The organism is Citrobacter sp. U14242 (assembly GCF_046555775.1).
In the GTDB taxonomy this organism is placed as follows: Bacteria; Pseudomonadota; Gammaproteobacteria; order Enterobacterales; family Enterobacteriaceae; genus Citrobacter.
The window spans coordinates 22,534-43,237 of sequence record NZ_JBKGLW010000006.1 but is presented as its reverse complement, the minus strand read 5'-3'; the positions used below and the strand labels follow the sequence as shown (position 1 = coordinate 43,237).

The following is a 20,704-nucleotide window of genomic DNA, read 5'->3' as shown; positions in this document are numbered from 1 at the left end:
TCATATAGCACCAACACCACATCTATCTGTAATGCTCTATATTCTGCCCATGCGGGAAGGATGAGAAGCTTCGACTAAGGTTCGATTCGAGCGTTGCGAGAAAGCGTTGCCGCAGGCAACGACCCGAAGGGCGAAGCGCGCAGCGCTGAGTCATCCTTCCCCCACCACCATCACTTCATATAGCACCAATAACACATCCATCTGTAATGCCCTATATTCTGCCCATGCGGGAAGGATGAGAAGCTTCGACTAAGGTTCGATTCGAGCATAGCGAGAAAGCGTTGCCGCAGGCAACGACCCGAAGGGCGAAGCGCGCAGCGCTGAGTCATCCTTCCCCCACCACCATCACTTTATATAGCACTAACACCACATCTATCTGTAATGCCACCATCCTGCAAACAGTTATAAAAAAACCCCGCCGAAGCAGGGTTTTGTCTTACGCAGATAACCGATTAGTGACGCGCACGCACAATCTGGTATTTGCGGGTCAAATACTCGACTGGCACGCTCCAGATGTGCACCAGACGCGAGAACGGGAACAACAGGAACAGCGTCATACCTAATACCAGGTGCATACGGAAGATAAACGCCACGCCGTCCAGATATTGAGACGCCCCGCCGTGGAAGGTCACCACTGATTGCGCCCAGTTCACCAGCTTCATCATCTCACTTCCGTCCATATGCTGGGCAGAGAACGGAATAGTCAGCAGACCCAGCGCACACTGGATAACCAGAACAGACAACACCAGAATGTCGGCACCCGTGGTCGTTGCACGCACGCGTGGACTGAACAGACGACGTTTCAGCAGCAGTACGCCCCCCACCAGGCACATCACACCACTGGCCCCACCGGCAAACATCGCCATCTTTTGTTTCACTTCAAGCGGTAACCACGCCTCGTACATCCAGTGTGGCGTCAGCATCCCCAGGAAATGACCCGCGAAGATACCGAGGATCCCAAGGTGAAACAGGTTTGACGCAAGGTTCATCCCTTTGCGATCCAGCATCTGGCTGGACGCCGCACGCCAGGTGTACTGTCCGTAGTCATAACGCAGCCAGCTGCCGATCAGAAAGACAGAACCCGCAATATACGGATAGATGTCAAAGAAGAACGTATTCAGGAAGTGCATTAGTTCTGTCCTCCGGTGGTGATGTTCAGGTACTGCGGCGCAACGGCCCCGGCAAAACGACGTTGATGAGCAGAAATTTCAGACTCGCCACATCCCTGGTCGGCAAAGAATTTCACCTGCTCTTCTTCCCAAACAGCATCCAGTGCCTGCGGCGTGTCGTCACGAACTTCATCCGCAATTTTTTCGGCCACTTTGTCGCTGTCGATAGCGGTATTCGCCAGTTTTAACAGCAGATCGAACAGCACCGCGTAGCGGCTTTCACGCTGCTGCAAACGCGCGCTGAGCAAGGCCAGAATCGGTGCAATATCCTGCAAACCACCCAGCGCTTCATCCTTCGGCAACTGCGCTAAATACTCCAGATACAGCGGCAGATGGTCCGGTAATTCGCGACTGTCGAGTTGTAATCCGTGCTGCTCATACTGGGCCAGCAGGTCAACCATCGCCTGCCCGCGATCGCGAGATTCGCCATGCACATGTTCAAACAGCAATAGCGACGTCGCACGACCACGGTCGAACAGTTCACTATAGCTTGCCTGCGCATCCAGCATGTCCTGCGCGGTTAAATCGCGCAGGAAAACGCCCAGCGTCTGGGCATCCTCCTGGTCCAGGTTTTCAGATGTCGCGAGTGCATCGAAAAGTTCCTGCTGATGCTGCCACAAGGCAGCATCCGGGTACTCGAGCAGACGCGAAACAATGACGAGCTCAATCATTGGTGCGGCTCCGTTTTGCTGGTCACATCGACAGCATCGATGCGGCGACTGTTGAACAGATTGAATTTCGTGTCAGAACCGTGGCAACCATCACCGAAGGTGAAACCACAACCGCTTTTCTCCGGGAACGCGTCACGCGCCAGTTCGCGATGGCTGCTCGGGATCACAAAACGATCTTCGTAGTTAGCAATCGCCAGGTAACGATACATCTCTTGTGCCTGGGCTTCAGTCAGACCGACCTCTTCCAGCGCGCGGGTATCAACTTTACCGTCTACGGTTTCTGCGCGTTTGTAGTGACGCATCGCCAGCATACGTTTCAGCGCCCGCAGTACCGGCTGGGTATCACCCGCAGTCAGCAGGTTAGCCAGATACTGAACCGGGATACGCAGGCTGTCCACGTCCGGCAGAATACCGTTGCTCCCCAGTTCACCCGCATCAGCAGCGGACTGGATCGGAGACAATGGTGGCACATACCAGACCATCGGCAACGTGCGGTATTCCGGATGCAGCGGCAGCGCCAGCTTCCAGTCCATCGCCATTTTGTATACCGGCGACTGCTGGGCCGCGTCGATTACACTCAGCGGAATGCCATCTTTCAGTGCCTGTTCAATCACCGCCGGATCGTTTGGATCGAGGAATACGTCCAACTGACTCTGATACAGATCCTTCTCGTTCTCGGTGCTTGCTGCGCTTTCGATAGCATCGGCGTCATACAACAACACGCCGAGGTAACGAATACGCCCCACACAGGTTTCAGAGCATACCGTCGGTTGGCCGGCCTCAATACGCGGATAGCAGAAAATGCACTTCTCAGATTTACCGCTCTTCCAGTTGAAGTAGATTTTCTTGTACGGGCAACCGGTGATGCACATACGCCAGCCGCGGCACTTGTCCTGGTCAATCAGCACGATGCCATCTTCTTCACGTTTGTAGATGGCACCACTTGGGCAAGTCGCCACACACGCCGGGTTCAGACAGTGCTCGCACAGACGGGGCAGATACATCATGAAGGTGTTTTCGAACTGCCCATACATCGCCTTCTGCATGTTCTCGAAGTTTTTGTCTTTCGCCAGCTTCTCGAACTCGCCGCCCAGATCATCTTCCCAGTTCGGACCCTTGGTGATCTTAGCCATACGCTCACCGGTGATCAGCGAACGTGGACGGGCAATCGGCTGCGCTTTGCTGTCAGCCGGTGCGTTGTGCAGCGCCTGGTAATCAAAATCAAACGGCTCGTAGTAGTCATCAATGCCCGGCAGATGCGGGTTCGCGAAGATTTTACCCAGCAGCAGCGCTTTGTTACCCATGCGCGGCACCAGCTTGCCGTTGATCTTACGGATCCAACCGCCCTTCCATTTTTCCTGGTTTTCCCAGTCGGTCGGGAAACCGGTACCCGGCTTGGTTTCAACGTTGTTGAACCAGGCATATTCGGCACCTTCACGGCTGGTCCAGACGTTTTTACAGGTTACTGAACAGGTGTGGCAACCGATGCACTTATCGAGATTCAGCACCATGCCGACTTGTGAACGAATTTTCATTTTACGCTCTCCTGTACCTGGTCATTGCCTTCACCATCCAACCAGTCAATGTTCTTCATCTTACGTACCACCACGAACTCATCACGGTTTGACCCTACGGTGCCGTAGTAGTTAAAGCCGTAGGCCAGATGTGCATAACCGCCGATCATGTGGGTCGGTTTCGGCGTAATACGCGTTACCGAGTTATGGATCCCGCCACGCTGCTGGGTAATTTCTGAACCTGGCAGGTTCACAATACGTTCCTGTGCGTGGTACATCATGGTCATCCCGGCCGGTACACGCTGGCTGACAACGGCACGGGCAGTTAAGGCACCGTTGCTGTTAAAGACTTCGATCCAGTCGTTGTCTTCAATACCGATCTCTTTGGCGTCTTCTTCGCTCATCCACACCACTGGACCACCGCGACCTAAGGTCAGCATCAGCAGATTGTCGCTGTAGGTGGAGTGAATGCCCCATTTCTGGTGTGGCGTCAGGAAGTTGAGCGCTTTTTCCGGGTTACCGTTGGATTTCTCGCCCATCACTTCTTGCACCGAACGGGTATCGATTGGCGGACGATAGACCAGCAGGCTTTCACCGAAGTCGCGCATCCACTGATGATCCTGATACAACTGCTGACGACCGGTCAGCGTACGCCATGGGATCAGTTCGTGAACGTTGGTGTAACCGGCGTTGTAAGAAACATGTTCATCTTCCAGGCCAGACCAGGTCGGGCTGGAGATGATTTTGCGCGGCTGCGCCTGAATATCACGGAAGCGAATTTTTTCATCTTCTTTATTCAGCGCCAGATGCGTATGGTCACGGCCAGTAAATTCACTCAGCGCAGCCCAGGCTTTTACCGCCACCTGTCCGTTCGTTTCCGGCGCCAGGGTGAGGATCATCTCTGCAGCATCAATGGCCGTATTCAGCATCGGCTGACCTTTCGCCGGGCCTTCTGCCTTGGTGTAGTTAAGCTTGCGCAGCAGGTCCATTTCACTCTGGGTGTTCCAGGCAATCCCTTTACCGCCATTACCGATTTTATCCATCAGCGGGCCAATGGAAGTGAAGCGCTCGTAGGTAGCCGGATAATCACGCTCAACGGTCATGATGTGCGGTGCGGTAACGCCTGGGATCAGGTCACATTCCCCTTTTTTCCAGTCTTTCACATCCAGCGGCTGCGCCAGTTCGGCAGCGGAGTCGTGCTGGATAGGCAGCGTCACCACGTCGGTTTCTTTACCGAGATGGCCGACACAAACTTCAGAGAATTTCCTGGCGATGGCTTTGTAGATTTCCCAGTCGCTCTTCGATTCCCAGGCCGGATCAACGGCGGCAGACAATGGATGAATAAACGGATGCATATCCGAGGTATTCATGTCGTCTTTTTCATACCAGGTTGCGGTTGGCAGCACGATGTCGGAATACAGGCAGGTGCTCGACAGGCGGAAGTCCAGCGTGACCACCAGATCCAGTTTGCCATCAAGACCATTGTCCTGCCATTCCACCTCTTCCGGTTTCACGCCGCCCTGTTTACCCAGGTCCAGCCCCTGAATACCGTGCTCAGTACCCAGCAGATACTTCAGCATGTATTCATGACCTTTACCGGAGGATCCCAGCAGGTTAGAACGCCAGATGAACAGGTTACGCGGATGGTTTTTACCGTTTTCAGGTTGTTCTGCCGCAAAGCGAATTGAGCCGTCTTTCAGGGATTTTACGGTGTAATCCACCGGCGTCATCCCGGCTTTTTCCGCCTCACGAGCGATATAGAGCGGGTTAGTACCCAACTGTGGCGCGGACGGTAACCAGCCCATACGTTCAGCGCGCACGTTAAAGTCGATCAGATGACCGCTATAGCGGGATTTGTCAGCCATCGGTGACAACAATTCCTGCGCAGTCACCGTCTCATAGCGCCACTGGCTGGAGTGGTTATAGAAGTAGGACGTACTGTTCATGTGACGCGCGGGACGCTGCCAGTCAAGAGCAAACGCCAGTGGCTGCCAGCCAGTCTGTGGACGCAGTTTTTCCTGGCCCACATAGTGTGCCCAACCGCCACCGCTCTGACCGACACAGCCGCAGAACACCAGCATGTTGATCAGACCGCGATAGTTCATATCGAGGTGATACCAGTGGTTCAGACCCGCACCGACGATAATCATCGAACGACCGTGCGTTTTATCTGCGTTATCCGCGAATTCACGGGCGATACGGACGATCTGTGAGCGGGAAACACCGGTGATTTTTTCTGCCCACGCAGGGGTATACGCTTTGATATCATCGTAACTGGTTGCGCAGTTTTCATCATTCAGACCACGCTCAAGACCGTAGTTAGCCATGGTCAGATCGTAAACGGTGGTCACCAGCGCCGTAGAACCATCGGCCAACTGCAGGCGTTTCACCGGTAGTTTATGCAGCAGAACGTTTTCCAGTTCGACTTTACTGAAGTGTTCAGTTCCTTCGCCGCCAAAGTACGGGAAACCGACTTCAGCGATATCATCCTGGCTACCCAGCAGACTGAGTTGCAGTTCGGTTTCGGCACCGGACGTGCCGTCGCGCTGCTCCAGGTTCCATTTACCTTTTTCGCCCCAGCGGAAACCGATTGAGCCGTTCGGCGCAACCATCTCACCGTTGCTGTTAATCGCGACCGTTTTCCATTCCGGGTTGTTTTCCTGGCCCAGAGAATCGACCAAATCCGCCGCACGCAGCATACGACCCGCCGCATAGTAACCGTCACGCTCTTCAAGCATCACCAACATTGGCATGTCGGTATAACGGCGCACATAATCGGTGAAATACTGGCTTGGGTTGTCGAGATGGAACTCACGCAGCATAACGTGGCCCATTGCCAGCGCCATTGCGGCATCAGTCCCCTGCTTCGGTGCCAGCCACAGGTCGCAAAGCTTGGCAATTTCAGCGTAGTCCGGCGTGATCGCGACAGTTTTGGTACCTTTGTAGCGAACTTCTGTGAAGAAGTGCGCATCCGGGGTACGGGTCTGCGGTACGTTAGAACCCCAGGCGATGATATAGCTGGAGTTGTACCAGTCAGCAGATTCCGGCACGTCAGTCTGCTCGCCCCAGGTCTGCGGAGAGGCAGGCGGCAGGTCGCAGTACCAATCGTAGAAGCTCAGGCAGGTACCGCCAATCAGTGACAAGTAACGAGCGCCGGAAGCATAAGAAACCATCGACATCGCCGGGATCGGCGAGAAGCCCGCCACGCGGTCAGGACCATAGGTTTTCACGGTATAGACGTTAGATGCCGCAATCAGTTCGTTTACTTCCTGCCAGGAAGAACGGACAAACCCGCCACGACCACGCGCTTGTTTGAAGCTTTTTGCTTTATCGGCGTCTTCGATGATGGAGGCCCAGGCGTCAACGGGATCGCTGTGCAGTCTTTTCGCTTCACGCCACATCTTCATCAGACGTTTGCGCATCAGCGGATATTTGAGGCGGTTAGCGCTGTAGAGATACCAGGAATAGCTCGCACCACGCGGGCAGCCGCGAGGTTCGTGGTTTGGCAGATCAGGACGAGTACGCGGGTAGTCAGTTTGCTGGGTTTCCCAGGTTACCAGACCATTTTTCACGTAGATTTTCCAGCTGCATGAGCCGGTGCAGTTTACGCCGTGGGTTGAACGCACGACTTTGTCATGCTGCCAACGCTGGCGGTATCCATCCTCCCAGTCCCTGTTGGTGTTGAGAAGCTGGCCGTGCCCATCGGCAAAGGTTTCGCCCTTCTGCTTGAAGTAACGAAACCGGTCCAGGAATTTACTCATCGGTTTTCTCCTGTAGGAGCCTGACGGCTCTCTGATAAATCGACATTGCTTGATTGGGAGTGAAGGTAACGCTCTGAAAGGGCGTGATAATTGATAACGATCAATGCAGACAGGGATGAAAATAGGTGGTTAATTTTCATGTACCCCTTAAGTAGGATATTGATATTAAAGATAATTAATTGATTTATAAGTGGATTCCAAAAGCAACTTCTCGTGCAAATGTTAAATTCTTTACAAGTGGGTATTAAGGGGTATCCTCCCTGCCTGGCATATTACGCGTACCGTTCTGACAGCCTGTTGGTATTGAAAAGGATTAGAGTATGTTGTAACTAATTAAAGGCAAAAAAAAGCGCGGTCTAACACCGCGCAATGGATAATCAACCTACACTTCATCTTTCAAACTGCTTCTGCGTTGGCTGTGCTCGTCCTCCCCAGCCACTTACTTCAGTAAGATCCTGGGGATTTCTCACTTGCCGCCTTGATGCACTTCAATTGATTTTGTGTATACAACTTTTTTACTTTTTAGAATGACGTCCGTATACCGCCCAGGTGATGACCACGCAGGCGACATAGAAAATCAGAAACACTTTCATGGCATCAACCGGCGAACCCGTTAATGCCAAAGACGTACCAAAGGCTTTCGGGATAAAGAAACCGCCAATCGCGCCAATGGCTGAGATAAAGCCTAACGCCGCTGCTGTGTCAGTCGCTGCCTCACGCATCGCTTTCTCTTCAGAGCCGCCTTCCGCTTTCACCCTGTCCATTGTCAGCTTACGGAAGATGACAGAGATCATCTGGAAGGTTGAACCACTACCCAGACCAGCCGTCAGGAACAGCGCCAGGAAAACCGCGAAGAAGGCAATAAAGTTACCACCTACCCCATCGGTTGGCAGTGTCAGGAACAGTAAGGCACTGAAGACGGCCATCAACACGAAGTTAACCAATGTCACACGTGTCCCGCCCAGACGGTCGGAGATTGCTCCCCCGGCAGAACGCGCCAGTGCACCAATCAGCGGGCCGAAGAAGGCGTAATGCAGGATCTGTACTTCCGGGAACTGCGTTTTTGACAACATCGCGAAACCTGCGGAGAAGCCGATGAAAGAGCCGAAGGTTGCCAGATACAGCAGGCTCATAATCCACAGATGCCCGCGTTTCAGCACCGGCAATTGCTCTTTTAACGACGCTTTTGACGTTGCCAGTTCGTTCATGCCAAACCAGGCCGCCAGCGTGAAAATCGCGAGGAACGGTACCCAAATCCAGGCGGCGTTGGCCAGATACAATTGTGTGCCGTCCGGCTGTTCAACGCCGTGGCTGCCAAAAGCGGCGAAGATGGACAGTGAGACCACCAGCGGCGCAACCAGTTGCATCACACTGACGCCCATGTTGCCCAGACCGCCGTTCAGCCCCAACGCACCACCCTGCTTCTGTTTTGGAAAGAAGAAGCTGATGTTTGCCATGCTGGAAGCAAAGTTTGCACCGGCAAAGCCGCACAGCAGGGAGATAATAATAAAGGTACTGAACGGCGTGGTGGTATCCTGCACAGCAAAACCTAACCACACACAGGGGATGATCAGGATCCCTGTGCTGAATGCAGTCCAGCGACGACCACCGAACAGAGGAACCATAAAGGAGTACGGTACGCGCAGCAGCGCGCCGGAAACTGAAGGCAATGCCGTCAGCATAAACAGCTGCTCAGTGGTGAAATCGAATCCCACTTTCGGTAAGTTTACCGCCACTGCGCTAAATAACATCCATACGCAAAACGCCAGCAGCAGGCAAGGGACTGAAATCCACAGGTTACGGCTGGCAACTCGTTGACCACGCTGTTCCCAGAAGGCGGGATCTTCCGGCCGCCATTCTGTGATTACAGCTCCAGATGCCCTTTCCGGGGCAGATGAGTGACTCATAGACACCTCTGATACTTGTTTCGATGCCTGCAACATTAGGGTTTACAGCCGGGGGTAAGTTGATATAAATCAAAGGAAAAGGTGTCGTTATTAACGCCTGAAATTTATCATTACCCTAAATGAGTACATAACTTCGGTAAAAAAGATGTGGTTTTTCACGCTTCTGTCGCGCCCTACTCCCCGACGTCCGGGATCTCTCCCTCCGTCGGCAATTAAGGGGTAGCCCGTTTGAGGTATGGGTATACTCCAGTGTATCGCTGAGAATAGCGGCACTGCCTGCAGCAGAATCGTCATTCAATAAGGTTTTCTGCTCACGGAAAACCCGAAGGAAGAAGTCACATGTTTAAACGTTGTCTTTCCCCGCTTACGCTGGTTAACCAGGTGGCGCTGATTGTTTTACTGTCTACCGCGCTTGGCGTGGCGGGTATGGCTGTCTCCGGTTGGCTGATACAAGGCATTCAGGGTAGCGCTCACGCAATCAATAAAGCCGGCTCGCTACGTATGCAGAGCTACCGTTTGCTGGCTGCCGTACCGCTGGAGGCCAACGATCAACCGCTACTGGATGAAATGGAACAAACCGCGTTTAGCCCTGAACTGACTCGTGCCGCACAGCGCGACGGCCAGCAGGCCCAGTTAAAGGCATTGCAGGATTACTGGCACACCGAACTGGCACCTGGGCTTAAACATGCCCAAACAGGTGATGCGGTCGCCGACGACGTTTCACGCTTCGTGACCGGGCTGGATCGGCTGGTTACCGCCTTTGACCATACCACGGAGTTGCGTATTGAACGCGTCGTTATGCTGCATCGCCTGATGGCGGTGTTTATGGCTCTGCTACTGGTCTTTACGATTATCTGGCTGCGCGTACGCCTGTTGCAGCCGTGGAAACAACTGTTGGCGATGGCGCGCGCCGTCAGCCAGCGTGATTTTACGCAACGTGCGCATATCAGCGGGCGTAATGAGATGGCGGCACTGGGTTCGGCACTGAACAACATGTCAGAAGAACTGGCCGAAAGTTATGCCGTACTGGAACAGCGGGTGCAGGAAAAAACCGCAGGTCTGGAACATAAAAACCAGATCCTCTCTTTCCTGTGGCAAGCCAACCGCCGTCTGCACTCACAGATACCGTTGTGTGAGCGGCTTTCACCGGTACTCAACGGGTTGCAAAATTTAACGCTGCTGCACGATATTGAGTTGCGGGTATATGACCTGGAAGATGAAGATAATCATCAGGAATTTACCTGCCAGTCGAGTGCCAGTTGCGATGAAAAAGGTTGTCATCTGTGTCCCCGAGGCACACTACCCGCCATTGAAGGTGGCGCTACGCTGAAATGGCGGCTGACCGATGCACATTCCCAGTACGGTATTCTGCTCGCCACCTTGCCGTACGGGCGTCATCTCAGTCACGATCAGCAGCAACTGGTCGACACTCTGGTTGAACAACTCACCGCAACGCTGGCGCTGGACAGACATCAGGAACGTCAGCAGCAGTTGATCGTCATGGAAGAGCGTGCCACCATTGCTCGTGAACTCCATGATTCTATTGCACAATCGCTCTCCTGTATGAAAATGCAGGTCAGCTGTTTACAGATGCAGGGCGACGCGCTCCCGGAAAACAGCCGTGAGTTGCTAAGTCAGATTCGTAACGAGCTGAACGCCTCCTGGGCACAGCTACGTGAATTGTTGACCACCTTCCGTTTGCAGTTGACTGAGCCTGGCTTGCGGCCTGCGCTGGAAGCCAGCTGCCAGGAATACAGCGCTCGCTTTGGTTTTACGGTGAAGCTGGATTATCAGCTACCGCCGCGCCTGGTTCCATCCCATCAGGCGATCCACCTGCTGCAGATTGCCCGTGAGGGCCTGAGTAATGCACTTAAACACTCTCAGGCCGATGAAGTCATCGTGACGGTGGTGCAAAATGGCAAACAGGTCAAACTGACAGTTCAAGATAACGGCTGCGGCGTACCGGAAAACGCCGAACGCAGTAACCACTACGGCATGATTATAATGCGCGACCGTGCGCAGAGCTTGCGCGGCGATTGCCGTGTACGCCGTCGAGAGACAGGCGGTACTGAAGTTGCTGTCACTTTTATTCCCGAAACAAACTTCACAGAAGTCCAAGGAGATACCCATGAGTAATCTGGAACCGGCAACCATCCTGTTGATCGACGATCACCCGATGCTGCGCACTGGTGTAAAACAGCTTGTCAGCATGGCGTCCGATATCACCGTAGTCGGCGAAGCCAGTAATGGCGAGCAGGGTATCGAGCTGGCTGAATCCCTTGATCCCGATCTGATCCTGTTAGATCTCAACATGCCCGGCATGAACGGTCTGGAAACGCTTGATAAGCTACGAGAGAAATCTCTCTCCGGACGCATTGTCGTTTTCAGTGTTTCCAACCATGAAGAAGACGTAGTGACCGCCCTGAAACGCGGTGCTGACGGTTATCTGTTGAAAGACATGGAGCCAGAAGATCTACTGAAGGCGTTGCAACAGGCTGCCGCCGGCGAAATGGTACTGAGTGAAGCCTTAACCCCGGTTCTGGCCGCCAGCCTGCGCGCTAACCGTGCGACCTCCGATCGTGACGTGACTCAGTTGACGCCGCGTGAACGCGATATTCTGAAGTTAATCGCCCAGGGTCTGCCTAACAAGATGATTGCTCGCCGCCTCGACATCACCGAAAGCACGGTAAAAGTGCATGTGAAGCATATGCTGAAGAAAATGAAGCTTAAATCACGCGTTGAAGCAGCAGTATGGGTGCATCAGGAACGCATCTTCTGATAACGCGAGTATTAACGAGGATCATTTCCCGAAACGGTATTAAACGGTTCGGTCAGTGATAGCGTGATCTCATTGGAAGAGACACGCTGGCCCTGCTCATCTTCCACGACAACGGACAGTCGCCAGCGGTTAGTTGCTCCTTCACTGCTATCCCACTTCGGCATAATAATCGTCCAGCCTTGCGCACTGCGAGGATGACTTCCGGCCGTTAAACTCAATGCTTGCGTCTCTCCCTGCCATGTCAGATGGCGGATGCCATACCGACTACGCACCTGTAATTTCAGCGCTACCGTCTCGCCAGGTTTCAGATCCCACGGCGGGGTTGTCAAAAATACAGATAAGGTTTTTCGCTGGCGATACTCCAGCGTGGGCACGTTGTCACGCTGAGGATCGTCATAACGACTCCCGCGCAGCGATCGGCTGCTTGCGACTTCACTTACCATTAACTGTTTTTTTAGCGGAACGCCAAAACGATAATTGAGGGTCAATCCCAGATTATTTTGGCTTATCCCGCTTTCACCCTGTTTATGCTGCGCGGTCACCGTAATCAACGGCACTGGCGTATAACTCAGACCCAGATTTACCGCCACCGGGTTGTGATAGCCCGTTCCGGAGTGGAAAAGGTCAACCCGATCGCCAAAATATTGCTCAACGCTGACGCTGGTATTGAGATGCTCATAAAAGGGTAGCCGCATCAATGCAGTAAGGTCGTAACCCCGCGCCATCCTTTGTTCCTGTGTTGAAGAACGATTCTGCCACGAGGAAAACGGCTGGTAGTAGTTGGCAGATAGCCGCAGGTACTCTCCCCACGCCTCAGCACCGAACCCACCGCGCGGCAGATTCTCATCCAGCAGGTTATCGTAAAAGGTGTTATAGCCCAGCAACCACCCGTCGCGTACCCAGCGTTGTCCAATCCCCGCATTACTCACCAGCCCTTCGTCACGTTGCGTAAGCCCCAACTGACTCCAGGTCAGAAAGCGTTGATTATCCTGCCACGGAATAAACCAGCTTCCCCGACTGCCGGTAAAGTTGCCTTCATTATCCACCTGCAGCCCAACGTTGGCATTACCCCACGGAGAAAGCCAGGATTTAACTTGTTGATTTACCTGCTCACTGACCGTGTCGCGAACCTGACCAAATGCAAACTGTTTTGCTTGTTCGCCAGTATCAAGCCCGTTATCTATCATGCTGGCTTCACCAAAAGCTTTGACTACTTCAGCAAAATGTTTTTCGCCCGCGCGGGACTCTGGTGTCATACCGAGGTCTGGCAAGCCATCATTGTTGTTATCGAAAGGATTTTCAGCGCGCTGCATGAAGGAAGAGTGTGCACTGGTAGTACCTCCTGTCAGCAGCAAGAGTGTGAATACAGCACAAAAAGCGTGATAATAACGGCTCAAATCGTCAGTTGTTTCTTACATCAATAAATTATGGCGTAGTACTTAACCTAAACCATAACGCCTTCAGCCATGATTTACAGCTCTTATCCCCGTTTTCAGGCTTTTCTGACCCGGAAAAAAGGGGCTCTTACTGATTTGCCCCTTCGTCATTTTCCACAGCAGACAACACGGAGTAACATAGCCGCTGGTAATTATCCCTCCCATTCGACAACAGGAGTCAAAATGCAAAAGATAGTGATCATCGCAAACGGTGCAGCCTATGGAAGCGAGTCGTTATTCAACAGTCTGCGTCTGGCCATTGCTCTGCGCGAGCAGGAGGGCAACCTCGACCTGCGTCTGTTTTTAATGTCGGATGCCGTCACTGCAGGGTTACGCGGGCAGAAACCCACGGAGGGTTATAATATTCAGCAAATGCTGGAAATCCTGACAGCACAAAACGTTCCGGTAAAACTCTGTAAAACCTGTACCGATGGCCGCGGGATCACCGCACTGCCGTTAATTGATGGCGTCGAAGTCGGTACGCTGGTGGAACTGGCTCAGTGGACGCTGGCAGCAGATAAGGTTTTGACCTTCTGATGGCAACACGTTCAGGCAAGCGTACTGAACGTGCCGGAAATTTCCCGATTTAATCTCAGATGGGCGCGGTTTCGTTAAACGTAAGCTCGCCCTTTCAACCCTTTTAAGGAATTTTGTCATTTTTGTTTAACCGTTATGCCATTTTTTGATCAAAATCAGCATCCCGCGCCCTCCCCTTTGGTGTTATGCAATGAGTGAAATGTGAACAACATCACGCAGCACTTTCGACAGAAAGTACGTTGTTTTCAAGAACGGGGTGAAAAATGGCATTAGTGAAGGCAAGTTTGAAATTATTTGGTGGAGATACGGTGGTTGTACGCTGTTCAGAGCGTTGTCACATCCACCTGATGAGCGAGAAAAATCACGTCAAAGACACGCAGACCGACATTTTAAGCGTGCAGAATCGTGATAACGCATGGCTGACCGTACCGTATACCGGCGTCTGGAACGTGCTGATCGACAGCCACAGCCAGTCTCTGGAGCATTCAATCAGTTATATTGCAGCCTGATGATGTAATGCCCGAAAGCCTCTACGCTTATCGGGCACACAACAGATAACCCGGCAACACCTAGGCAAATCCGGGCCGCATGACGCCTTCCGGCAAGTTATCTCCCAACAATCTCTTGACCGTAACCACCAGATCGTTAAGACAGTCATCCTGCATCCCCAACTTCACCAATTCCTGTTCCAGCGAGAACAGATATTGCGCGTTGGTTCCCAATGGTCCACTGGCAGAAGCAATAAGCGGTGCGATGACCTGAGCACGGGTATCGGACTCAAACAATGGATGCCGCGGATCCATAATAAAGACCAGCGCGCTCACCGTTCGGCCATCATCCAGCGTGAGCTGACACCAGGTTGGAAGGTAACATCCGGTGATCATTTCACGCTTCCACAGCAGAGACAGCTCTTGCTCCAGCGAGGCATCCGGTAAACGGTAAGCCACACCCGTAGTGCGCCCTCCCTCTTTCAGGGCCAACATCCGTCCCGGCTGACATGCCGTTCCCCGCCCTGCCGTCAGGCGCAAACAAAATGCGCGATGCCAACCGACTAACGTCCCTGTACAGGACTCTTCAAACTCTAACGCCGGATTCCACATCAACGATCCATAACCAAAGATCCACACCGGTCCATCATCTGGACGGCAGGCAAGCGTGGCGGCCAGTGAGGCTGCCCGTTGTTCCGCTGACCAGAGTAGTGATTCTTCAATAGCACCAAATGCCGTCTTACAGTCAGCATTCAATAAAAAATCACGCGTTAACACCTTACACCTCCGCCACTGCGACTTCCCTGCGACAACTTTTTTGACGCCTTCCAGGCTTTTTTACTGCTCATTTTGAAACCAATACCAGGACAATAGGCAATTCACCGACTGCATGCAAGGCAACAAAGGCTCAACGGCACTTTATATCCTCTTTATATGTCCCGGTCTGGCGCGACCGTTCGCATATCATCGTGCGATATTTTGATTGATTCACGAACCTAACATCTTGTTATTTAAATACTCTATAAACAAGACACAGCATTTTGCTCGCTTTGATGCAAAAAATGGTCCATGCCGTAAAATTACGTAAAATCAGATCGAAAATACCGAAAAATCTGTTATTTTTTACATTCTTTAATACATTTATAATTATAAGCACCTGCAGAGATGGAGAATTAATTACATGACACATGCACATGAGGCGGTAAAAACCCGCCACAAGGAGACCTCGCTCGCCTTTCCGATTTTGGCGCTGGTGGTGCTGTTCTTTTGGGGGAGCAGTCAGTCACTACCAGTGGTCATCGGCATTAACGCGCTAGCCCTTATTGGTATATTAAGTAGCGCATTCAGCGTTGTCCGTCATGCAGACGTATTAGCTCACCGACTTGGTGAGCCCTATGGCTCGCTGATTCTCAGCCTTTCGGTTGTTATTCTCGAAGTCAGTTTAATTTCCGCATTAATGGCAACCGGAGATGCCGCCCCCACGCTAATGCGCGATACGCTCTATTCAATCATTATGATCGTAACCGGTGGGCTGGTCGGGTTTTCATTACTGTTGGGCGGCCGCAAATTTGCTACCCAGTATATGAACCTGTTCGGTATTAAGCAGTATTTAATCGCTTTATTCCCGCTGGCCATTATCGTGCTGGTATTCCCGATGGCATTACCGGGAGCGAATTTCACCACTGCACAGGCACTGCTGGTGGCGTTAATTTCAGCAGCAATGTACGGCGTATTTTTGTTGATCCAGACCAAAACACACCAGAGCCTGTTTATTTACGAGCATGAAGATGAGGGCGACGACGACGACCCGCATCACGGTAAACCTTCAGCGCACAGCAATCTATGGCACGCCGCCTGGCTGGTCATCCATTTGATTGCCGTCATTGCCGTTACCAAAATGAATGCCAATCCGCTGGAAACATTACTCACTGAGCTGAATGCACCAGTGGCATTTACCGGTTTCCTGGTGGCGTTGCTTATTCTCTCCCCTGAGGGTTTAGGTGCGCTGAAAGCGGTGCTGAACAACCAGGTGCAGCGAGCGATGAATTTATTCTTCGGCTCTGTACTTGCCACCATCTCACTGACCGTACCCGTCGTCACACTGATCGCCTGGGCAACGGGGAATGACCTGGTGTTCGCGCTGGGCGCCCCAGAGATGATTGTCATGGTTTCTTCGCTGGTGCTGTGCCATATCTCCTTTTCCACCGGACGCACCAATGTGCTCAACGGTGCAGCGCATCTGGCACTGTTTATCGCCTACCTGATGACGATATTCGCCTGAAAAAAAAGCCGGATACGACGCAATACGTCTTATCCGGCCTTGAGTATATTTCACTTCACATCTTGCGGTTTTGTCAGCCCGATAAGCGTTGGTGCTACCGGGCGGTCCAGCCAGACTTAGTTCTCAGTGTCCAGCTCATCGAAGCTTTTCACCAGATCATCGATTGCTTTAATCTGAGTGAGAAACTGTTCCAGTTTCGCTAACGGCAGCGCGGACGGACCGTCACATTTGGCATGGGCTGGATCCGGGTGCGCTTCAATGAACAGACCCGCCAGGCCTACCGCCATACCGGCGCGAGCCAGCTCGGTAACCTGTGCACGACGGCCGCCGCTTGCAGCGCCAAACGGATCGCGGCACTGCAGCGCGTGGGTGACGTCAAAAATCACCGGAGAGTTACCGGAAACTTTCTTCATCACGCTAAAGCCCAGCATATCTACAACCAGGTTGTCATAACCAAAGTTCGCACCACGGTCGCACAGGATAACCTTGTCGTTACCGCCTTCATGGAATTTATCCACGATATTGCCCATCTGACCCGGGCTCACGAATTGCGGTTTTTTCACGTTAATAACAGCGCCCGTTTTCGCCATCGCTTCTACCAGATCGGTCTGACGAGCAAGGAATGCCGGAAGCTGAATCACATCCACCACATCGGCAACAGGCTGTGCCTGGCTGGCTTCATGAACGTCGGTGATCACTTTAACGCCAAACGTCTGCTTCAGTTCCTGGAAGATTTTCATCCCTTCTTCAAGGCCTGGCCCACGGTAAGAGTGGATGGAAGAACGGTTGGCTTTATCAAAGGAGGCTTTGAACACGTAAGGGATACCCAGTTTTTGAGTAACGGTTACGTAGTGCTCACAAATGCGCATCGCCAGATCGCGGGATTCCAGCACGTTCATGCCGCCAAACAGCACGAACGGCAGGTCATTTGCCACGTTGATGTCGCCAATGCTAACCACTTTTTGTTTCATAGGATCGCCTTAAACGGTAGGTAAAGTGTTATTAATCAATGCAATACAATTTGTTTGTGCGAAATAGTATTAATCTGCGCACGGATCATTTCGCTGATGGGGTCTTCCGGACACTGCTCAACGAAATAACTTAAATCTGTCAGCGCAACATGTTCACATTCCAGTTGCGCGTAAATCAATCCGCGATCGCGTATTTCATACGGATCCTCAGGATTAAACTGCAGTAATGCTTCGCTGGCTCGCAGCGCCAGTTCCATTTGCCGCTCTTCCATTAGCGAAGATTTCAGCGTGTCGAGCAGCTTACGGATCACTTCCGCGTTATCCGCTTCATCAAGATCCTCGTTGAACAGTTCGGCAACCGGGCTAATGTTACCCTTCAGCCACACTTCTAACGTGTGCTCATTTAACGTTTCGCCATTGAACGGGTTGATCAACCACATTTCACCTTCCAGCGATTCAATACGCAGGATCAGCTGCGTCGGGAAGATCACCGGAACCAACGGCAGATCCAGTCGGTTAGCAATCCACAATAAGATGGCACCGAGTGAAACCGCACTGCCCTGACGATTTTTCAGGACCTGGTCGAGCCATAGTGCATCAGAAAGACGGTAGACGCCGTGGGTGTCCGTAAACCCCCATTCGCCATAAAAAAGTGCCAGCAGTTTATCCAGTTGCTCATCCTGAGACAGGAGCTGGCTAATTTCTTCTTGCGCCTGACTAACCAGACGTTCCAGTTCGTCGTAGACAGTTTGTGTTGGAAAATCCAGACGGATTGACTCCGACGCCAGGATCATCCCATCACACAACGGCGCTTTATTAAATTCGAAATCAGCTAACGACCTCATGACTTACCCCAGTAACGGTATTTTTGTGGTGGCGAGTTTAATGATGATGTACAGCACCACCAGCGCCAGCGGAAATGCGATTAATCGCGCCTGCTGGCTGCGCGCCCGACGGTAATCAAGCGCAATAAAACCCAAAACGATGTAAATGATAACCCCAAACAGCTTTTCAGTCAGCCATGTCCCCTGTTCGGTGAATGGCAGTATGTGCGTTTTAGCGATCAACGCCACGCCGCTGAGAAGTAAAACAGTATCAATGATCGGTGGCAGAATACGCGTCCAGCGCGCTGTTGCAAGGCGTGTATTGGCAGAACGCCACCAAAAACGCAACGTGAGTAACCCGACAGAAAGCACGATGCTAACGAGATGAATAGTGAGTAGCGTGCTGAACGTATTCATGATGGGATGCGCCCGAGCGTAATCCGCTCGTTGCCGCCATAGTCACGGCAGGTTTCAATCGCCTGGTAACCCGCGCGGGTAAACGCGTCGCGTACCGCCTCGCCCTGCTGCCAGCCATGTTCCAGCAGCAGATAGCCACCGGGGGTTAATACGTGCTGAGACTGGTCGATGATATGCACGATATCCGCCAGACCACTTGCGCCTGCGACCAGCGCCGACAGTGGCTCAAAGCGCACATCGCCCTGCGCCAGATGCGGGTCCTGTTCATCAATGTACGGCGGGTTACTGACGATCATGTCAAACTGCTGCCCCTGCAAAGCGCTGAACCAGTTGCTTTGCAACACGCGCACATTCTTGATGCCAAGATGCTCAGTATTGCGGGTCGCCAGGGCCACAGCATCCGGCATCCGGTCAACCGCAATGACTTCGCAATCCGGGCGCTCGGAGGCCAGCGCCAGCGCAATAGCGCCCGTGCCAGTCCCCAGATCGACAATACGGCACGGTGAGGCTGGCAGACGCGCCAGCGCCTGCTCGACCAGACATTCGGTGTCCGGGCGTGGGATAAGCGTTGCCGGTGACACAAACAGCGGCAGTGACCAGAACTCGCGAACCCCGGTTAAGTGTGCGACGGGCTCCCCCCGCTGACGGCGCGCCACCAGCGCGTTCAGCTGTTCATGCTGCGCTGCGGTTAATTCCGTTTCACCAAACGCCAAAATAAAGGTACGCGCCTTGCCGGTGACGAACTCAAGTATGATCTCGGCATCACGGCGCGGACTTTCACTGGTCTGTAACTGGCTGATTGCCTCACGCAGCCATTGCTGATAGTCCATTAATCTTGCTCGGACAACGCCGCCAGCTGATCGGCCTGGTATTCCTGGACAATCGGCTCAATAAGCATATCCAGTTTACCTTCCATCGCTTCATCCAGACGGTAAAGCGTCAGGTTGATGCGGTGATCGGTCACACGTCCCTGCGGGAAGTTATAGGTACGATTGCGATCGCTACGATCGCCGCTGCCCAACAGGTTGCGACGCTCAGAGGCTTCCGCCTGTTGACGTCTGGCCACTTCAGCGGCACGAATACGCGCCCCCAACACCGACATCGCTTTCGCTTTGTTTTTATGCTGCGAACGTTCGTCCTGACACTCCACCACGATACCGGTTGGCAAGTGGGTAATACGGATTGCTGAGTCGGTGGTGTTAACGTGCTGACCACCCGCCCCCGATGACCGGAAAGTATCAATACGCAGATCGGCTGGGTTGATATCCGGCAATTCTGCGTCCGGCAGTTCCGGCATCACCGCTACCGTACAGGCAGAAGTATGGATACGCCCCTGAGATTCGGTCGCCGGAACGCGCTGTACGCGGTGACCACCGGACTCAAATTTCAGTCGACCATAGACACCATCACCGCTGACTTTAGCAATAATTTCTTTGTAGCCACCATGTTCGCCTTCGTTGGCGCTCATGATCTCTACCCGCCAGCGACGCGATTCAGCATAACGGCTGTACATGCGGAACAAATCACCCGCAAACAGTGCCGCTTCATCACCACCGGTTCCCGCACGCACTTCAAGGAAGGCGTTACGTTCATCATCAGGATCGGTTGGCAGCAGCAGAACCTGCAGATGCTGTTCCAGTTGTTCACATTTTTCTTTTGCTTCGCGCAGTTCATCCTGCGCCATTTCACGCATTTCAGGATCGTCGAGCATCATCTGTGCCGTTTCGATATCTTCCTGAACCTGTTGCCAGTCCGTAAAACAACGGGAAACATCACTTAATTGCGCATATTCGCGCGACAATGCACGAAAACGTTCCTGGTCTGCGATGGTTCCCGCATCACCGAGCAGCGCCTGAACTTCTTCATGGCGTTCATGCAGGGCTTCCAGTTTGGCAACGATAGAAGGCTTCATAGGCGTAAATGCACCCTGTAAAAAATGAGATTGGTGT

17 protein-coding genes and 2 other RNA genes are annotated in these 20,704 nt (G+C 52.8%); 7 read left to right on the top strand and 12 right to left on the bottom strand.

Translation table 11 applies throughout. The features are described from left to right. The first annotated feature begins 39 nt into the window (after positions 1-39). Positions 40-170, top strand: a non-coding RNA gene (locus ACLJXE_RS11140) — RtT sRNA. 44 nt (positions 171-214) lie between these two features. Further along, positions 215-345: non-coding RNA, RtT sRNA (locus ACLJXE_RS11135), on the top strand. Between the two features lie 107 nt (positions 346-452). Here the strand turns inward: ACLJXE_RS11135 and narI are convergent. The 5 genes from narI to ACLJXE_RS11110 all read right to left on the bottom strand — a co-directional run bounded on the left by narI (position 453) and on the right by ACLJXE_RS11110 (position 9,022). Next, entirely contained in the window at positions 453-1,130 is a 678-nt protein-coding gene (narI, locus tag ACLJXE_RS11130; protein ID WP_286630947.1) for a respiratory nitrate reductase subunit gamma, read from the bottom strand. Continuing rightward, positions 1,130-1,840: a nitrate reductase molybdenum cofactor assembly chaperone gene (narJ, locus tag ACLJXE_RS11125; RefSeq protein WP_410750877.1), complete on the bottom strand. Its 711-nt coding sequence runs from the start codon at positions 1,838-1,840 to the stop codon at positions 1,130-1,132. The genes narI and narJ overlap by 1 nt, the downstream gene beginning before the upstream one ends. Continuing rightward, positions 1,837-3,375 (bottom strand): nitrate reductase subunit beta, encoded by a 1,539-nt coding sequence (gene narH / locus ACLJXE_RS11120; RefSeq protein WP_410750876.1) that lies wholly within the window; start codon positions 3,373-3,375, stop codon positions 1,837-1,839. Before narH ends, narJ begins: the two co-directional genes overlap by 4 nt. Next, positions 3,372-7,115, bottom strand: a complete 3,744-nt coding sequence (locus ACLJXE_RS11115) for a nitrate reductase subunit alpha (RefSeq protein ID WP_410750875.1) — start codon at positions 7,113-7,115, stop codon at positions 3,372-3,374. Before ACLJXE_RS11115 ends, narH begins: the two co-directional genes overlap by 4 nt. Positions 7,116-7,630: 515 nt before the next feature. Beyond that, positions 7,631-9,022 carry a NarK family nitrate/nitrite MFS transporter gene (locus tag ACLJXE_RS11110; protein WP_410750874.1) on the bottom strand — a complete coding sequence of 464 codons (1,392 nt, stop codon included), beginning with the start codon at positions 9,020-9,022 and terminating at the stop codon, positions 7,631-7,633. A 339-nt stretch (positions 9,023-9,361) separates the two neighbouring features. Here ACLJXE_RS11110 and narX point away from each other — a divergent pair, with 339 nt between their 5' ends. Together narX and narL are read left to right on the top strand one after the other, a co-directional pair. Beyond that, the gene (narX, locus tag ACLJXE_RS11105) at positions 9,362-11,158 is read left to right on the top strand and encodes a nitrate/nitrite two-component system sensor histidine kinase NarX (protein WP_410750873.1); all 1,797 of its coding nucleotides are present in this window, start codon (positions 9,362-9,364) and stop codon (positions 11,156-11,158) included. Next, on the top strand, positions 11,151-11,801 hold the full coding sequence (narL, locus tag ACLJXE_RS11100) for a two-component system response regulator NarL (RefSeq protein ID WP_061068018.1): 651 nt from the start codon (positions 11,151-11,153) through the stop codon (positions 11,799-11,801). Before narX ends, narL begins: the two co-directional genes overlap by 8 nt. 11 nt (positions 11,802-11,812) lie before the next feature. Here the strand turns inward: narL and ACLJXE_RS11095 are convergent, their stop codons facing one another. Continuing rightward, entirely contained in the window at positions 11,813-13,198 is a 1,386-nt protein-coding gene (locus ACLJXE_RS11095) for a YchO/YchP family invasin (protein ID WP_410750872.1), read from the bottom strand. A 222-nt stretch (positions 13,199-13,420) separates the two neighbouring features. Here ACLJXE_RS11095 and ACLJXE_RS11090 point away from each other — a divergent pair, with 222 nt between their 5' ends. Next, entirely contained in the window at positions 13,421-13,774 is a 354-nt protein-coding gene (locus tag ACLJXE_RS11090) for a DsrE/DsrF/TusD sulfur relay family protein (RefSeq protein WP_286630942.1), read from the top strand. A 263-nt stretch (positions 13,775-14,037) separates the two neighbouring features. Further along, positions 14,038-14,283 carry a DUF1883 domain-containing protein gene (locus tag ACLJXE_RS11085; protein WP_042318612.1) on the top strand — a complete coding sequence of 82 codons (246 nt, stop codon included), beginning with the start codon at positions 14,038-14,040 and terminating at the stop codon, positions 14,281-14,283. A gap of 60 nt (positions 14,284-14,343) precedes the next feature. On the opposite strand, the gene ACLJXE_RS11080 is transcribed toward ACLJXE_RS11085, so the two are convergent. Next, positions 14,344-15,039, bottom strand: coding sequence for a gamma-glutamylcyclotransferase (locus ACLJXE_RS11080; RefSeq protein WP_410750871.1), 696 nt, complete (start codon positions 15,037-15,039; stop codon positions 14,344-14,346). A 403-nt stretch (positions 15,040-15,442) separates the two neighbouring features. Between ACLJXE_RS11080 and chaA the strand changes: the two genes are divergently transcribed. Beyond that, on the top strand, positions 15,443-16,543 hold the full coding sequence (gene chaA, locus ACLJXE_RS11075; protein ID WP_271454997.1) for a sodium-potassium/proton antiporter ChaA: 1,101 nt from the start codon (positions 15,443-15,445) through the stop codon (positions 16,541-16,543). 116 nt (positions 16,544-16,659) lie between these two features. On the opposite strand, the gene kdsA is transcribed toward chaA, so the two are convergent. The 5 genes from kdsA to prfA are packed head-to-tail and all read right to left on the bottom strand — an operon-like array spanning position 16,660 to position 20,667. Further along, positions 16,660-17,514: a 3-deoxy-8-phosphooctulonate synthase gene (gene kdsA, locus ACLJXE_RS11070; RefSeq protein WP_048211463.1), complete on the bottom strand. Its 855-nt coding sequence runs from the start codon at positions 17,512-17,514 to the stop codon at positions 16,660-16,662. A gap of 35 nt (positions 17,515-17,549) precedes the next feature. Next, on the bottom strand, positions 17,550-18,359 hold the full coding sequence (sirB1, locus tag ACLJXE_RS11065) for an invasion regulator SirB1 (protein ID WP_286630938.1): 810 nt from the start codon (positions 18,357-18,359) through the stop codon (positions 17,550-17,552). Between the two features lie 3 nt (positions 18,360-18,362). Continuing rightward, positions 18,363-18,755 carry an invasion regulator SirB2 gene (gene sirB2, locus ACLJXE_RS11060; RefSeq protein ID WP_410750870.1) on the bottom strand — a complete coding sequence of 131 codons (393 nt, stop codon included), beginning with the start codon at positions 18,753-18,755 and terminating at the stop codon, positions 18,363-18,365. Beyond that, complete coding sequence (gene prmC, locus ACLJXE_RS11055; protein ID WP_410750869.1) at positions 18,752-19,585, bottom strand: peptide chain release factor N(5)-glutamine methyltransferase; 834 nt, start codon at positions 19,583-19,585, stop codon at positions 18,752-18,754. The genes sirB2 and prmC overlap by 4 nt, the downstream gene beginning before the upstream one ends. Then, a complete protein-coding gene (prfA, locus tag ACLJXE_RS11050; protein ID WP_271440914.1) occupies positions 19,585-20,667 on the bottom strand; it encodes a peptide chain release factor 1 in 1,083 nt (360 codons plus the stop codon). The genes prmC and prfA overlap by 1 nt, the downstream gene beginning before the upstream one ends. Positions 20,668-20,704 lie beyond the last annotated feature (37 nt).

Excerpts from the sequence above, each read along its gene's own strand:
- prmC (WP_410750869.1), bottom strand. The coding sequence starts at position 19,585 with ATGGACTATCAGCAATGGCTGCGTGAGGCAATCAGCCAGTTACAGACC.
- narL (WP_061068018.1), top strand. The coding sequence starts at position 11,151 with ATGAGTAATCTGGAACCGGCAACCATCCTGTTGATCGACGATCACCCG.
- ACLJXE_RS11090 (WP_286630942.1), top strand. The coding sequence starts at position 13,421 with ATGCAAAAGATAGTGATCATCGCAAACGGTGCAGCCTATGGAAGCGAG.
- ACLJXE_RS11110 (WP_410750874.1), bottom strand. The coding sequence starts at position 9,022 with ATGAGTCACTCATCTGCCCCGGAAAGGGCATCTGGAGCTGTAATCACA.
- narH (WP_410750876.1), bottom strand. The coding sequence starts at position 3,375 with ATGAAAATTCGTTCACAAGTCGGCATGGTGCTGAATCTCGATAAGTGC.
- sirB2 (WP_410750870.1), bottom strand. The coding sequence starts at position 18,755 with ATGAATACGTTCAGCACGCTACTCACTATTCATCTCGTTAGCATCGTG.
- kdsA (WP_048211463.1), bottom strand. The coding sequence starts at position 17,514 with ATGAAACAAAAAGTGGTTAGCATTGGCGACATCAACGTGGCAAATGAC.
- chaA (WP_271454997.1), top strand. The coding sequence starts at position 15,443 with ATGACACATGCACATGAGGCGGTAAAAACCCGCCACAAGGAGACCTCG.
- ACLJXE_RS11115 (WP_410750875.1), bottom strand. The coding sequence starts at position 7,115 with ATGAGTAAATTCCTGGACCGGTTTCGTTACTTCAAGCAGAAGGGCGAA.
- prfA (WP_271440914.1), bottom strand. The coding sequence starts at position 20,667 with ATGAAGCCTTCTATCGTTGCCAAACTGGAAGCCCTGCATGAACGCCAT.
- narI (WP_286630947.1), bottom strand. The coding sequence starts at position 1,130 with ATGCACTTCCTGAATACGTTCTTCTTTGACATCTATCCGTATATTGCG.
- narX (WP_410750873.1), top strand. The coding sequence starts at position 9,362 with ATGTTTAAACGTTGTCTTTCCCCGCTTACGCTGGTTAACCAGGTGGCG.
- narJ (WP_410750877.1), bottom strand. The coding sequence starts at position 1,840 with ATGATTGAGCTCGTCATTGTTTCGCGTCTGCTCGAGTACCCGGATGCT.
- ACLJXE_RS11085 (WP_042318612.1), top strand. The coding sequence starts at position 14,038 with ATGGCATTAGTGAAGGCAAGTTTGAAATTATTTGGTGGAGATACGGTG.
- sirB1 (WP_286630938.1), bottom strand. The coding sequence starts at position 18,359 with ATGAGGTCGTTAGCTGATTTCGAATTTAATAAAGCGCCGTTGTGTGAT.